We start from the raw sequence: 14,275 nt of genomic DNA on the forward strand, positions 1-14,275 counted from the left end.
ATCTTATGCATCCTCTGAAAATGACTCTGTTAAGCGGCGCCATCGTCGCTCTGTTAAGCGGCTGTGCCGCCACCGCCCCAGCAGGCAAGTACGTTGATGGCAGCCATCAGGTATCCGGCAAAGGCAAGAAAAGCGAAATCGTCCTGCAGGTCGAGGTCGCCAACGGCAACATTCAATCGATCCGTACCGTTTCCCACAAAGAGACCGAGTCGCTGTTTCTGAACGCCGAGCGGCTGCTGCCGCAGGTGGTAAGCAACAACGGTCACGAAGGGATCGATGCGGTTTCTGGCGCGACTCAGTCCTCTAACGGGATCTTGAGCGCCATCAACAAATTGCCACGCACCGATGGCAGCACCCCAGAATACGTTACCGTTGGCCCGAAAGCCGATGGCGACAAAGCCCCATTCAAACTGAAATGGTCGATCCAGCCACAGCTGGGTCTGCTGAAGGGCGACTACTACTACCAAGAAGCGCGCTTCCGTCAGGGCCATATGGGCTCAATGGCGGTGGTGGTTGACAGCAACAACCCGCAAGACGTGATTTTCGCCGAATTTAACGAATCTGGCCGCCCGAACTACTACACCCGTCTGTATCAAGACGTGCCAAAGCGGATGTCCGAGTACAACTTCTCGATGGGCACCAAGAAAGGCACCGCTTGGGTGCAATCGTCGCTGACCATGGAACAGCTGATGATCGAAGAGGACAAGCTGACCTTCACCCCAAACCCGAACTGGGATAAGAGCAAGCTCAACAAGCTGAACGAGCCAAACCGCCTGAAATACAGCGATCTGGATATCGTCGCCGGCGCCTCTAACTCCATCCAGCAGTCGATGGTGCCGCTGACGGCCAAGATCCACCAGCAGCTGAACAGCACCGGCACCACCCTTAAGTTCTACCAGCACGCCGAAAAGCTGCTGGACAGCAAGGGCAAGTGGACTGGGGTAACCGCCATGCTGCGCTTTGTGGTGGACAGCAACAGCCAGCAGATCACCAAGGTTTACTACGATGAGATCTTCGCCGACGAACAGCGTCAGATCGCCGATGCCTCGTTGAAGAAGTTCTACCGTCAATCCAAGTACCAATCGATCAACTACGAAGAGCCTGCGCGCATTGGCTTCAACGTAATGTTTGATGCTCTGAATGAGCATGTGGTCGGCGGCGGCTCGATGTTCGACATCAAGGATCTGCCAGCCACCGGCGACAGCGGCAGCTACGCTCAAACCGGCTTCACCAAGTACTCCACCTCGTGGGATCACTACCTGAAGCAAGCAGGGATCCTGCACGATCAGATGGTTGCCGACGGCGTCATCAAAGCGCAGCGTTAATCATCATTAGGGCGTGTTGACGTTTGGTGTTGAGAATTTGGTCGAGGATAGCGGCTGTCAATCGAGGATTGCGATTGAAGGCATAGTGGCTCTACGTCGAAATCGTATGACGAAGAGTGACAGCCGCTAGTCCGACCCCACAAGGCGCCCTTCAGGGACGCTCGAACACTCAAATTGACTGAACAAACTCATTTGCTGCTCGACACAGCCCAAATGGGCGCAAAAATATATAGCAAGGGTCAACACGCCCTAGCTACTTCCCCACTCACCGCGCCTGTCGTTCCCCGACAGGCGCGGTTGTTTTAGCGGGCCAGATCCCATTTTGACAACGGCAACTGGCCGTTACCGGCACCAATTGCCACCATCACGGTCAATCAGCTAAACCCCATTCATTTTCCAAGGAACTCTCGATGTTACGCCCAAGCGCCGTGGCGCTGGCTCTGTTGGCCAGCAGCTTTTCCGTGAACGCCATGTCATTGATTGGCATGAAGCCGATGCCAGCCCCAGGCGCCCCACTGGGTTACTTGGTGCATAACCCCCACGAAAACGCGCCACTGACCGCGCTGGTGACCCTTGATGGCCATCAGATCAGCGACGTCAGCGTGACCGTGCACGCCAAAGAGGGCGGCGTTCCGATCAGCTATCCAGTCAGTGATATCCGAGTAATGGATGAGGGCGGCGTGCCGATCTTCGGCCTCTACCCTAACTACATGAACACCTTCACCGTCCGCTGGAGTGAAAACGGCGAACAGAAAAGCCACGACTACCAAATGCTGACGCCACAGGTGGATCTGGGCTACGCCGAAAACCAGTGGGCCCATGCACCGATCATCGAACCGGTACAGGTGGATGAGGACTTTAAAGACCGGCTGTATTTCATCAGTTGGACCAAGAACGACGGCAAAGTGGGGCAATTGACCCACAACAATCCCGGCGCCCACGGCGCGTTCTCTTGGGATGGCGTGCCGGGATTTATGATCATCGACACCGCCGGTGACATTCGTTGGACCCTAAACCCGTATACCACCCATGACTCCAAGTCCTATGAAGACGCCGGTTACGCCATGGGCATGAACGTCACCGACAAGGGCAATATGGTGTGGGTGCAGGGCCAAGGCTGGAAACACATGACCCTGATGGGACGGATGATCGCCAACCACAGCCTGCCGGGGGACTTTATCGATGCTTCCCATGAAGGGATCCAGGTGGAAAACGGCAACGTCATGATCCGCGCTGCCCGTAAGAACTACCGTCTGCCGGATGGCCGCATGGTTAACACCGTGCGCGATCAGATCATCGAAGTGGATATGAACGGTCAGTTGGTGGATTACTGGGATCTTAATCAGATCCTTGATCCAATGCGCGACGCGGCATTGCTGTCGCTGGATGCCGGCGCCGTTTGTCTGAACATCGACGCCAAGAAAGCCGGCCATCAGACCACCGCCGAAGACCTAGCCAATGCGCCAATGGGGGACATTCATGGGGTTGAGCCGGGTCGCAACTGGGCTCACATCAACTCGATCGATTACGATCCGGTGGATGATTCGATCATCATCTCTTCCCGTCACCAATCGGCGGTGATCAAGATTGGTCGTGACAAGCAAGTGAAGTGGATCCTCTCGGCGGCCGCCGGTTGGAAGCCAGAATTCCAAGCCAAGTTGCTGCAGCCGATCACGGCCGATGGCACTGAGATTAGCTGTACCGTTAAAGGCGACTGTAACGATCCCGATTTCGAATACAGCTGGACTTCGCACACCGCCTATAAGGTCGATGAGAAAGGCACCTGGACAGTATTTGATAACGGCGACGGCCGTAACCTAACCCAGCCATTCTTTGCCCAAGAGAAGTATTCTCGTTCGGTGGAATATAAGATCGATGAACAGGCGATGACGGTGCAGCAGATCTGGGCTTACGGTAAGGATGAGTTGCAGTACGCCGGTTACTCGCCGGTGACCTCGATCACCAAGTACCAAGCCGATAAAGACTCGATGCTCAGCTACTTCGCGTCTGCCGGCCTATTTGGCATTGGCGGCGGCTACGGCAACCTCAAGATGGACGAGACCACCGGTAAGGTGAAATCGATTCTGACCGAGCACCGCTACGGCGAGCAGCAGCCAGCGGTCCGGATCAACATCGACAGCCATCAGTTGTTTGCCACCGGTTATCGAGCGCAGGTGATTAACGTGGCGGAGATGATGAAGTAGTTTCCGCAACCCCCAAAAAGAGGACGCCCAGCGTCCTCTTTGCAATTAGTAGCGAAATAAGTCAAAACCAACCACCGCCGATTGTTTACTGCGCTTTCCTTATCCCAACGCAAAGACGGCAACTAACCATCTGTTATTTTTTCGTTATCAGTAATGCCGCTGAGCAAATTAGGGCAATCACACTACACTTGGTGCGATCGCCATTGATTACGCTCAGTGCGGTTTGTTGACGGGGCGCTACCGCCAAAGTCATAGATAAGGAGATGTATGATGAAACGTTCTATTGTCGCATTGTCGCTGCTGACAGCACTGTCTGTACCAGCGGTCGCCGATGACCATCAGCCTTGGTATCTCGGTTTCGGTCTGGGAATGAGTGATTGGCAGGGGGTCTGCCCCGACAACGGTGACTGTGATGATGAAGATTTCGCCTTCGATATTTTCGGCGGCTACCGTTTTAACGATGTCGTTGGCGTAGAGCTGGGTTATTTCGATCTCGGTGAAACCGATTGGCGCGACACTCTCAACCAAACGCGAAGCCACCAAGCCAAAGGGGCGCGTTTGGGGCTGGTTGGGTTGCTGCCATTAAACGATGAATTTTCGCTGGCCGCCGAATTAGGGGTCAATTATTACGATGCCGACATCAAACTTCAGCGAGTGAGTGGCAGCGACAGCGATAACGATAACGGCTTTCAGCCCTACATCGGCGCCGGTTTTAACTACGCTATTAACCAAGCGTTTGAGGTCGGTTTCCGCTGGCGCCATTTCCGCGAAATGGAAACCAATGACGCCCAATTTAACCGCACCAGCACCCACTACTGGGGGCTTAACTTCAGCTACCACTTCGGCCGAGCTCCAGCACCGGTCATCGCCCCTGAACCAGAGCCGGTTATCGAAGAGGTGATCATCGTCGAACAAGTGGTAGAGCAAGTAGTCGAGGTCGCCCCGTCAACGGTGCTGTACTTTGATACCAACTCGGCAGAGGTCAGCGGTGCCGAGCTACAGAAATTGACCGATATTGGCCGCTACATGAACGCCTACCCGCAAGTACGCGCCGAATTGGTGGGTCATACCGATGCCTCTGGCAACCCCGAATACAATCGAATTTTGGGTGAGAAGCGGGCTCGTGCAGTGCAACAAGAGCTGCTGATCCAACACGGTATAAGCGCCGATCGGGTGGTGATCGAGTCCACCGGCGAGCAAGGCGCAACCGCCCAGCGCAGCCGCAACGAGCGCCGAGTAACCGTTAATCTGTTCGAGATGGAGTAACGCGCTTCTAGCTTCTAGATGGTAACGCTGTTCGCGCTTCCTGATCTCAAGGCATTAAAAAAGGCACCCTAGGGTGCCTTTTTCGTCATTTCGACAAAGACCAATTACTTGGACTTCAGAGCGCCAAAACGAGACTTGAACTTCTCTACGCGACCGCCGGTAGAAGTTTGCTTCTGCTTACCGGTGTAGAAAGGGTGACACTCGGAACATACGTCCAGGTGCAGATCTTTAGCTACGGTAGAACGGGTGTTGATAACGTTGCCGCAAGAGCAGTTAGCAGTGATAGCAACGTATTCTGGGTGGATACCGTTTTTCATGGAAAAACCTCAATCAAAGGCCGTGTCGCTATCCGATTCAAAGCCGGACACCACACGTATGGTTTACAAATAGGTTCAGGGCGCAGGATTCTATAGTAAAGCCCGGTTCAGAGCAATCATCGCTGGCGATTTTCTGCGCGTTAGCCGCCAGTAGAGAATCGGCTGCACAAACCACCAGCAAAGCTCATGCTAGGATAGCTGCAATTCTCCTGCCTACGGTATTGTTTGTGTTTATTCAGGTTGCCCTGCCGGTGCCGCTGTCGCGGCTATTTTCCTATCTGCCTATCGCAGGCGAGCCACTGCCGCAACCAGGCTGTCGAGTGCTGGTGCCGTTTGGTCAAAAACAGCAAGTGGGCATCGTGGTAAACATCAGCGACCACAGTGACGTAACTGCAGATAAACTCAAACCGGTAATCGCGCAACTCGACGCCCAACCGCTGTTTAGCCCACTGCTGTGGAAGCTGGCCAATACCGCCGCCCGCTACTATTTCGCGCCGCTGGGCATGGTGCTACCGCAACTGCTACCGGTCAAACTGCGCAAGGGCGATTCCGCCGAGCCAGAACCACAAACCTTCTGGCGCTTAACTGAGGCGGGGCAGCAAGTCGATGCCAACGACTTTAAACGTGCCAAACAGCAAGCCCGCTGGCTGGCTCAACTAAAACGTACGCCATTGTTAGCCGACAGCGATATCGCCGGGCTGGAACTGCCGCGCACACCGATCAAAGCGCTGCAGCAAAAGGGCTTGATTGAATCGCTTGAGCAACAGCCGCTGCTGGCCAACGACTGGCCGCTGGATTGGCACACCGACGACGACATTCCGACCCTCAATAAAGAGCAAGCGATCGCGGTGAGCGCCATCAACCACGCCGAGGGCTTTAACTGTTTCCTACTGGATGGGGTTACCGGCTCCGGTAAGACCGAGGTCTACCTAACGGTGATCGACAAAGTGCTGCGCCAAGGCAAAAGCGTGTTGGTGCTGGTGCCGGAAATTGGCTTAACCCCACAAACCATCAGCCGTTTCCAAAAACGCTTTCCGCTACCGATGGTGGTACTGCACAGCGCCGTCAACGACAACCAGCGCTTGGCTGCATGGCAACAAGCCCGCGCCGGTGGTGCCGCAGTGGTGCTTGGCACCCGTTCAGCGCTGTTTAGTGAAATGCCAACACTGGGGATGATCATCATCGATGAGGAGCACGACTCCAGCTTTAAGCAGCAGGAGGGCTTTCGCTATCACGGCCGTGACTTGGCGGTGATGCGGGCGCAGCTACACAACATTCCAATCATTCTTGGCAGTGCCACCCCCTCGCTGGAAACCCTTGCTAACGTCCAGCGTGGTCGCTACCGCCACCTGCAACTGAGTAAACGCGCCGGTTTAGGCCGTCCAGTTAAACAGCTGCTGCAAGACATTCGCACCGCCCATCTGGATGCCGGGATGTCGCCGGCGATGATCGAGCGGCTGCGGCATCACCTTGATGCCGGCAATCAGGTGATGCTGTTTCTTAATCGGCGCGGCTTTGCCCCCGCGCTGCTGTGCCACGAATGCGGCCACCTGCATGAATGCCAAAGCTGCGACGCCTTTTACACCGTCCATCAGTCCGCCAACATGGTGCAGTGCCATCATTGTGGCTCGATGCGTGGCATTCCGCGCCAGTGCCCCGATTGTGGCTCAACTCAATTGTTCACCCGCGGTGTCGGCACCGAACAGCTAGAGCAAGCGTTAGAGCGCTTATTCCCGGAATATAAAGCGGTACGGATCGATCGCGACAGCACCAGCCGTAAAGGCAGTCTTGATGCCAAGCTCGAACAGATCCGTCGCGGCGAAGTGCAGATCTTGGTCGGCACCCAGATGCTGGCCAAAGGTCACCACTTCCCCGACGTCACCTTTGTCGGTTTGATTGATGTCGACTCGGCGCTGTTCTCCGCCGATTTTCGTGCTGCTGAACGCTTAGCCCAGTTGTACATTCAGGTGGCCGGCCGCGCTGGCCGTGCCAGCAAAGCGGGCGAGGTGATGCTGCAAACCCATCAACCGGAACATCCGCTGCTGCACCAGCTGATGGCCTCCGGCTACCCCGGTTTTGCCGAAGATGCTCTAACCGAGCGCCAACAAGCGCAGTTGCCGCCCTATTGGCAGTTAGCGGTGCTGCGCGCTGAGTCCAACTACCCGGAACAAGCCAAAGGCTTTTTAGTGCAGGCCAAAGGGCTACTGAATGGTCTTAAGGAGCAGTTACAACTGCAGGTACAGATGATTGGACCGATGCCATCGCCGCTGGAGCGCAAATCCGGTCGTTTTCGCTTTCAAGCGCTGCTACTTGCACCCAGTAGGCCAGCACTGCAACAACTGGTGGAACCGTGGCTCGAACAACTGCATACCCTTGAAACCAGCAAAAAATGCCGCTGGCAGTTAGAGCGGGATCCACAGGACTTGCTCTAGCCAGCATCCCCCTGTGTAAACGTATAGTTTTTGTCACTTATCGCCGTTAAAATAGGGGGTTCGAAGTTTGGCTGAGCAGAATTATCTGGCGGTCATCCACTCCCCCTATTTTGTGCTTTTCGCGGGAAATAATGATGAAAGATCATATTCAACAATTACTTGAGCAAACCGTCAGCCGCTTGAAAGAGCAAGCGGTGATCCCAGCAGAGCTGGAGCCACGCGTTCAGGTTGATCGTACCCGCGACAAAAGCCACGGCGATCTGGCCACCAACTTGGCAATGATGCTGGCCAAGCCTGCGGGCAAAAATCCACGTGAACTGGCGCAACTGCTGATCGACAACCTGCCAGCCTCAGAACTGGTTGCCAAAGCGGAGATCGCTGGCCCAGGTTTCATCAATTTCTTCCTCAACAGCGACTGGCTGGCGAAGCAAATTGAAGCGATCGCCGCCAGCGAGCGCGCCAACATCCCGCAAGACCAGCAACAGCAAACCATCGTTACCGACTACTCCGCGCCGAACGTGGCTAAAGAGATGGCGGTGCACCACATCCGCTCTACCGTAATCGGCGATGCGGTAACCCGCACCTTAGAGTTTTTGGGTCACAAGGTGGTTCGTGCCAACCACATCGGCGACTGGGGCACCCAGTTCGGGATGCTGATCGCTTACCTAGAGAAGATGGAAAACGACAGCGCCGCCGATATGGATCTGTCGGATCTGGAAGCGTTCTACCGCGAAGCCAAAAAGTGCTACGACGAAGATGAGGCCTTTGCCGAACGTGCCCGTAACTACGTAGTGAAACTGCAAGGTGGTGACGACTACTGTCTGACCATGTGGAAGAAACTGGTCGATATCACCATGGCGCAAAACCAGGCGATCTACGACCGCCTGAACGTGTCACTGACCGAAGCGGACGTGATGGGCGAGTCACTTTACAACCCACTGCTGCCAGAAGTGGTCGCCGATCTGACCGAACAGGGTCTAGCGGTTGAAGACGACGGCGCCACCGTGGTGTTCTTGGACGAATTCAAAGGCAAAGATGGCAACCCAATGGGGGTGATCATCCGTAAGCGTGACGGCGGTTTCCTATATACCACCACCGACATCGCTGCGGCTAAGTACCGTGCGGCCACTTTCGGTGCCGAGCGTATTCTGTACTTTATCGATTCTCGCCAAGCGCAGCACCTGCAGCAAGCCTGGCTGATCGCTCGCAAAGCCGGTTACATCACCGACACCACCACCACCGAACACTGCGCCTTCGGCATGATGCTGGGCAAAGACGGTAAGCCATTCAAGACTCGCTCTGGCGGTACCGTGAAACTGGCGGATCTGCTTGAGGAAGCGCATCAGCGTGCACTGAAACTGATCGGCGATAAGAACCCTGATCTGCAAGGCGAAGAGCTTGACCGCATCGCTACCACTGTGGCGATGGCATCGGTGAAGTACTCGGATCTGTCCAAGAACCGCACCACCGACTACGTGTTCGATTGGGACAACATGTTGACCTTCGAAGGCAACACCGCGCCATACATGCTGTACGCCTACAGCCGCATTCAGTCGATCTTCCGCAAAGCCGGTGTGGTTGGCAGCGAACTGACCGGTAACATCGTGCTGGAGCATGACAAAGAGGAAGCGCTAGCGCAAAAACTGGTGCAACTGAACGATGCGGTACACGGCGTAGCGAACAAAGGCATGCCACACCTGATGTGTACCTACCTGTATGAACTGGCTGGCGCCTTTATGAGCTTCTACGAAGCCTGCCCGATCAACAAAGAGGGCGTATCTGAGGAAGCCAAAGACAGCCGTCTGCGTCTGTGTCAGGCCACCGCCAACACCCTGAAAGTGGGCCTAAGCCTGCTGGGTATCGACGTACTGGAACGGATGTAAGTTATGGCTCGAGAACACGCCGGAAAACGGAGTTCTGGTCGTGGTCGCAAAGCGCCCGTCCGCCGGGGCCAAGCTGCCCCGGCTAAAAAACTGCCGATCGTTCCCTTCCTGTTGGTGGTGGTACTGATCTGTCTGTTTGGTTATGTGCTGTTAAGCATTCAAGGAGCCAGCGAGCAAGCCGCACCAGCGGCCCCCGTTGTCGAGCAGCCACAACCAAAACCAGAGCCTAAGCCGCAGAAACCGTTGCCAGAAGCACCGCCAAGCAACACTTGGGTTTACGAAAAAGAGTTGCCTAACAAGACCGTTGAGGTCGAAGTGCAAGAGCGCAATGACGTGGTCCCGCAACAGTTGCAGTGCGGTTCATTCCGCACTCAAGCACAGGCGGAAACCATGAAGGCCACTATCGCCTTTGCCGGAATGGAGTCGCAAGTGCGTCGCACCGAAGGCAGCAATGGGGTTTGGTATCGCGTGGTGGTTGGTCCGTTGGACAGTCGTCGCCACGGTGAAGCCGCCCGCCACAAACTGCAGCGGGCAGGGATCAACACCTGCCAGATGTGGAACTGGAACTAACACCACTTACAAAAGGATCGGTTCGCCGGTCCTTTTTTGTATTTGCATGACCATAATGTCGAAACGCCCAATTTGCCAACGCTGTAATCGCCCACAAAAGGTGTGCTTGTGCAGCGCCATCCAGCCAACCCAGCATCAAACCTTAGTGCAAGTCTTGATGCACCCGTTTGAACTGAACAATGCCAAAGGCACCGCCCGCGCGCTGTGTTTATCGCTGTCGCAGGGAACACTGTGGGTGGGTGAAACCGTTGAGGAACTCGCTGAGTTAAAACTGCAACTGCAACAGGGGCCACAACCGGTCTATCTGCTCTACCCCGATGATAACGCCATCATGGTTGAACAAACCGACCAATCCTTTGCCATTGGCCAGTTACTGGTGCTGGATGGCACCTGGCGCAAAACTCTAAAACTGCTGCACCTACATCCGTGGATCAGCAACCTACCCCGCTTGGGATTTGCCAATCCGCCCAGCGGTGATTATCAAATTCGCAAAGCCAGTCGCGACGATAGCCTATCGACCCTTGAAGCCACTGCATACGCCCTAGAGCAACTGGAACAGTGCAACACCGCACCACTGTATCAAGCCTTTGACGCCATCAAACAAAGCCAGTTGGCGCATATGCCCGCCGAGGTACAAGCCCGATATGGTAAAAGCCGTGGGTAGTTGGTAGTTGGTAGTTGGTAGTTGGTAGTTGGTAGTTGGTAGTTGGTAGTTGGTAGTTGGTAGTTGGTAGTTGGGCAGGTTATTTCTCAATTGCCGGCAACCGCAAGCTCAGGCTCTTACTAATAACTAACAACTCATACCTGACACCTAAGAGCTACCCGATGATAACAGCTTTGGTGGTTCTGGATTTTCTCAGCAAACGCCATTAATCTTAATGATAACTAATATCATCTAAGTTAATGGCGGGGAAGTTTGATGGCCAAGGTAAACATCAGCGTGGATCAACAACTGCTGCAGCGATTGATGGCCGATGGCCAGCTTTGTGTCGCCCAACTGCAGGCCTTAGATCCGCAAAGTAAACAGGTATTGTGGCAGTTGTGCTTAGAGTGCAGCGGCGATCTAAAATCAGCAACCAACCGCCCTCTTACCGAGCAACAACCGCTGCACTTCAAACCCTATCAGCAGTGTCACCCTATCTTAGATAGCTAAGCTGGAGCCGCATGAGTTGGCAGAGTGTTCCCAAGCGACCGCCAACCACAACCTCTGGCTCTAGCTCTAGCTCTAGCTCTAGCTCTAGCTCTTACTAATGACTAATAACTGACCACTGATAACTAGGTCTTGTCGACGCTTAAGCCATGTGCTGACCACCGTTGACGGACAAGTTCGAGCCGGTGATGTAACCCGCCTGTTCATCGGCAAGGAACTGCACGCAACGGGCAATCTCCTCCGGTTGGCCAAAGCGCTTGACTGGGATCTGCGATTTGATCGCCTCTTGGATCTCCGGCTTGATGGCGCGGATCATGTCGGTTTCGATATACCCTGGCGAGATGGTATTAACGGTGATGCCTTTAGCCGCCACTTCCTGTGCCAGTGACTTAGTAAAGCCGTACATCCCCGCTTTGGCCGCGGCATAGTTGCACTGACCAAACTGACCCTTTTCACCATTGATGGATGAGATGCTGATGATTCGACCGTATTGGCGCTCCAGCATTGGCCCTAGGGCTGCGCGAGTTAGATTAAACACACTGTCGAGGTTGGTGCTGAGCACGTCCTGCCACTGATCTTCGGTCATCTTCTTCAATTGGCCATCTTTGGTGATCCCAGCGTTGTTAACCAACACCTTGATTGGCCCGTGGCTCTCTTCAATATCCAGCACCACCCGCTGACATTCATGATAATCACCAACATTAAACGGCAGCACAGTGATGTTTGGGTGGGTCATAGCCAATTCGCCTTGATACTTGTCGGCGTTAGCGCTATTTGGGCGGCAACCTGCCACCACATGAAATCCGTTCTCAGACAGCACCTTACTGATAACTAAGCCAATACCACCTAAACCGCCGGTTACCAACGCTACATTTCGTTCCATGAAAGTTCTCCTTAGTTGTTGTCGCTGCGTGTTGCGCCGCAACGACGGCACAATTGCAAATCGGGATGACACTTAAATGAATGCGCTACGACAACTTTTTTCGCCAGTATTTTTTAGTAATGGCGCGATAACCGACAACCGCAATACCAACAGGGTTGGCACCGAGACCAAACAATGCACCAAATTGGCAGTTGATTGGGCAACTTTGCAGCGTAACTGTTCCTACCGTCGTCAATAAAACCAGTGGCGCATGCAAATAACCGCATCAAGGGCTTGAAGCGTGCGAACTCCTCCCCCACATCTACCCTTAACAACAGGTGGCAGCCCCTGCCGCCAACGCAAATTAAGGGTTTATTCATGACCACCATCGTATCTGTTCGCCGTGGCGACAAAGTGGTTGTCGCTGGCGACGGTCAAGTTTCGCTGGGCAACACCGTAATGAAGGGCAATGCCCGCAAAGTGCGCCTACTGGCCGGTGGCAAAGTGATTGCTGGCTTTGCCGGTGCCACCGCCGACGCCTTCACCCTGTTTGAATTATTAGAAGCGAAACTGAACGCCCACCAAGGTCATCTAACCCGCGCCGCGGTCGAACTGGCCAAAGCGTGGCGTACCGAGCGCAGCTTGCAAAAGTTAGAAGCGATGTTGATCGTCGCTGACGCTGAAACCAGCTTGGTGATCAGCGGCAATGGCGATGTGGTTGAACCAGAACACGATCTGGTCGCCATCGGCTCTGGCGGTAACTACGCCCAAGCCGCCGCACTGGCGCTATTGAAAAACACCGATATGGACGCCCGCGCCATCGCTGAGCAAGCACTGACCATCGCCGGTGATATCTGCGTCTTTACCAACCACAGCCAAACCATCGAAGAGTTGGCCACCAAAGCGAAGGAGTCCAACTGATGACCGCCATGACCCCACGGGAAATTGTTTCAGAGCTAGACAGTCACATCATTGGCCAGTCTGGTGCCAAAAAAGCAGTAGCAATTGCCCTGCGTAACCGCTGGCGCCGGATGCAGCTGCCGGCGGAGATGCGCCAAGAAGTGACCCCAAAGAACATCCTGATGATCGGCCCAACCGGCGTAGGTAAAACCGAGATCGCCCGTCGCCTAGCGAAACTGGCGCAAGCGCCGTTTATCAAAGTGGAAGCGACCAAATTCACCGAAGTGGGCTACGTCGGCAAAGAGGTGGAGCAGATCATCCGCGATCTGACCGATTCGGCGATCAAAATGATCCGCGAGCTGGAAGTGGAACGAAACAAGTTCCGCGCCGAAGAGGCCGCCGAAGAGCGTATCCTTGACGCGCTGCTGCCAAAGCCAAAAGATCAGTGGGGCAACGAAGAATCCAGCAACAACAACTCCACCCGTCAGGTATTTCGCAAGAAACTGCGTGAAGGCCAGCTGGACGACAAAGAGATCGACATCGATCTGTCGCAAGCGCAAATGGGCGTTGAGATCATGACCCCACCGGGCATGGAAGAGATGACCAGCCAGTTGCAGAGCCTGTTCCAAAACTTGGGCGGTCAGCAAAAAGAGCGCAAAAAGATGAAGGTGAAAGACGCCTTCAAAGCGCTGATCGAAGAGGAAGCGGCCAAACTGGTAAACCCAGAAGAGCTCAAACAAAAAGCGATCGACGCGGTTGAACAAAACGGCATCGTATTCCTTGATGAGATCGACAAGATCTGTAAGCGCGGCGACACCTCCGGCCCAGACGTATCCCGTGAAGGGGTGCAGCGCGACCTGCTGCCACTGGTGGAAGGTTGTACCGTCACCACCAAACACGGCATGGTTAAAACCGATCACATTCTGTTTATCGCCTCTGGGGCATTCCAGCTGGCCAAGCCATCGGATCTGATCCCAGAACTGCAAGGTCGTCTACCGATCCGCGTTGAGCTAAACGCGCTGTCCGCCGAAGACTTTACCCGGATTCTGACCGAGCCGAACCACAGTTTGACCGAACAGCAGATCGCCCTGATGGCCACCGAAGGGGTCACCATCAACTTTACCGAAGATGGCATCAAGCGCATCGCCGAAGCGGCGTGGCAGGTCAACGAGCGCACCGAAAACATCGGCGCCCGTCGTCTGCACACCGTGATGGAGCGCCTGATGGAGGAGATCTCTTTCGAAGCTTCCGATCGCAGCGGTCAAGCGATCACCATCGACGCCGATTACGTTAACGGCCACCTCGATGCGCTGGTAGAAGACGAAGATCTGGCTCGCTTTATTCTGTAATCACTAAGGAAACGACC

12 protein-coding genes are annotated in these 14,275 nt (G+C 54.8%); 10 read left to right on the plus strand and 2 right to left on the minus strand.

From position 1 onward, the window contains the following. The first annotated feature begins 5 nt into the window (after nucleotides 1–5). The 3 genes from G506_RS0106465 to G506_RS0106475 all read left to right on the plus strand — a co-directional run bounded on the left by G506_RS0106465 (nucleotide 6) and on the right by G506_RS0106475 (nucleotide 4,795). On the plus strand, nucleotides 6–1,325 hold the full coding sequence (locus G506_RS0106465; protein WP_028116146.1) for an FMN-binding protein: 1,320 nt from the start codon (nucleotides 6–8) through the stop codon (nucleotides 1,323–1,325). Nucleotides 1,326–1,735: 410 nt separating this feature from the next. Further along, a complete protein-coding gene (locus G506_RS0106470) occupies nucleotides 1,736–3,529 on the plus strand; it encodes an aryl-sulfate sulfotransferase (RefSeq protein WP_028116147.1) in 1,794 nt (597 codons plus the stop codon). Nucleotides 3,530–3,799: 270 nt separating this feature from the next. Next, a complete protein-coding gene (locus G506_RS0106475) occupies nucleotides 3,800–4,795 on the plus strand; it encodes an OmpA family protein (protein ID WP_169628078.1) in 996 nt (331 codons plus the stop codon). 104 nt (nucleotides 4,796–4,899) lie between these two features. On the opposite strand, the gene rpmE is transcribed toward G506_RS0106475, so the two are convergent. Beyond that, nucleotides 4,900–5,112, minus strand: coding sequence for a 50S ribosomal protein L31 (rpmE, locus tag G506_RS0106480; RefSeq protein ID WP_028116149.1), 213 nt, complete (start codon nucleotides 5,110–5,112; stop codon nucleotides 4,900–4,902). 221 nt (nucleotides 5,113–5,333) lie between these two features. Between rpmE and priA the strand changes: the two genes are divergently transcribed. The 5 genes from priA to G506_RS19070 all read left to right on the plus strand — a co-directional run bounded on the left by priA (nucleotide 5,334) and on the right by G506_RS19070 (nucleotide 11,150). Beyond that, a complete protein-coding gene (gene priA / locus G506_RS0106485) occupies nucleotides 5,334–7,544 on the plus strand; it encodes a primosomal protein N' (RefSeq protein ID WP_028116150.1) in 2,211 nt (736 codons plus the stop codon). 134 nt (nucleotides 7,545–7,678) lie between these two features. Beyond that, the gene (gene argS, locus G506_RS0106490) at nucleotides 7,679–9,427 is read left to right on the plus strand and encodes an arginine--tRNA ligase (RefSeq protein ID WP_028116151.1); all 1,749 of its coding nucleotides are present in this window, start codon (nucleotides 7,679–7,681) and stop codon (nucleotides 9,425–9,427) included. 3 nt (nucleotides 9,428–9,430) lie between these two features. Then, complete coding sequence (locus tag G506_RS0106495; protein ID WP_028116152.1) at nucleotides 9,431–9,997, plus strand: SPOR domain-containing protein; 567 nt, start codon at nucleotides 9,431–9,433, stop codon at nucleotides 9,995–9,997. A gap of 55 nt (nucleotides 9,998–10,052) precedes the next feature. Beyond that, nucleotides 10,053–10,661, plus strand: a complete 609-nt coding sequence (locus G506_RS0106500; RefSeq protein WP_051201958.1) for a tRNA-uridine aminocarboxypropyltransferase — start codon at nucleotides 10,053–10,055, stop codon at nucleotides 10,659–10,661. A 255-nt stretch (nucleotides 10,662–10,916) separates the two neighbouring features. Then, nucleotides 10,917–11,150, plus strand: coding sequence for a hypothetical protein (locus tag G506_RS19070; protein ID WP_035387091.1), 234 nt, complete (start codon nucleotides 10,917–10,919; stop codon nucleotides 11,148–11,150). A 139-nt stretch (nucleotides 11,151–11,289) separates the two neighbouring features. Here G506_RS19070 and phbB read toward each other — a convergent pair whose 3' ends face one another. Further along, nucleotides 11,290–12,030, minus strand: coding sequence for an acetoacetyl-CoA reductase (phbB, locus tag G506_RS0106510; protein WP_028116154.1), 741 nt, complete (start codon nucleotides 12,028–12,030; stop codon nucleotides 11,290–11,292). Nucleotides 12,031–12,387: 357 nt separating this feature from the next. Here phbB and hslV point away from each other — a divergent pair, with 357 nt between their 5' ends. Next, nucleotides 12,388–12,930, plus strand: a complete 543-nt coding sequence (hslV, locus tag G506_RS0106520; RefSeq protein WP_028116155.1) for an ATP-dependent protease subunit HslV — start codon at nucleotides 12,388–12,390, stop codon at nucleotides 12,928–12,930. After that, nucleotides 12,930–14,258, plus strand: a complete 1,329-nt coding sequence (hslU, locus tag G506_RS0106525) for an HslU--HslV peptidase ATPase subunit (RefSeq protein WP_028116156.1) — start codon at nucleotides 12,930–12,932, stop codon at nucleotides 14,256–14,258. Before hslV ends, hslU begins: the two co-directional genes overlap by 1 nt. Nucleotides 14,259–14,275: the final 17 nt, after the last annotated feature.

Source organism: Ferrimonas senticii DSM 18821, from assembly GCF_000422665.1.
GTDB lineage: Bacteria > Pseudomonadota > Gammaproteobacteria > Enterobacterales > Shewanellaceae > Ferrimonas > Ferrimonas senticii.

Excerpts from the sequence above, each read along its gene's own strand:
- hslU (WP_028116156.1), top strand. The coding sequence starts at position 12,930 with ATGACCGCCATGACCCCACGGGAAATTGTTTCAGAGCTAGACAGTCAC.
- G506_RS0106475 (WP_169628078.1), top strand. The coding sequence starts at position 3,800 with ATGAAACGTTCTATTGTCGCATTGTCGCTGCTGACAGCACTGTCTGTA.
- argS (WP_028116151.1), top strand. The coding sequence starts at position 7,679 with ATGAAAGATCATATTCAACAATTACTTGAGCAAACCGTCAGCCGCTTG.
- G506_RS0106470 (WP_028116147.1), top strand. The coding sequence starts at position 1,736 with ATGTTACGCCCAAGCGCCGTGGCGCTGGCTCTGTTGGCCAGCAGCTTT.
- G506_RS0106495 (WP_028116152.1), top strand. The coding sequence starts at position 9,431 with ATGGCTCGAGAACACGCCGGAAAACGGAGTTCTGGTCGTGGTCGCAAA.
- G506_RS0106465 (WP_028116146.1), top strand. The coding sequence starts at position 6 with ATGCATCCTCTGAAAATGACTCTGTTAAGCGGCGCCATCGTCGCTCTG.
- rpmE (WP_028116149.1), bottom strand. The coding sequence starts at position 5,112 with ATGAAAAACGGTATCCACCCAGAATACGTTGCTATCACTGCTAACTGC.
- phbB (WP_028116154.1), bottom strand. The coding sequence starts at position 12,030 with ATGGAACGAAATGTAGCGTTGGTAACCGGCGGTTTAGGTGGTATTGGC.
- G506_RS0106500 (WP_051201958.1), top strand. The coding sequence starts at position 10,053 with ATGTCGAAACGCCCAATTTGCCAACGCTGTAATCGCCCACAAAAGGTG.
- hslV (WP_028116155.1), top strand. The coding sequence starts at position 12,388 with ATGACCACCATCGTATCTGTTCGCCGTGGCGACAAAGTGGTTGTCGCT.
- G506_RS19070 (WP_035387091.1), top strand. The coding sequence starts at position 10,917 with ATGGCCAAGGTAAACATCAGCGTGGATCAACAACTGCTGCAGCGATTG.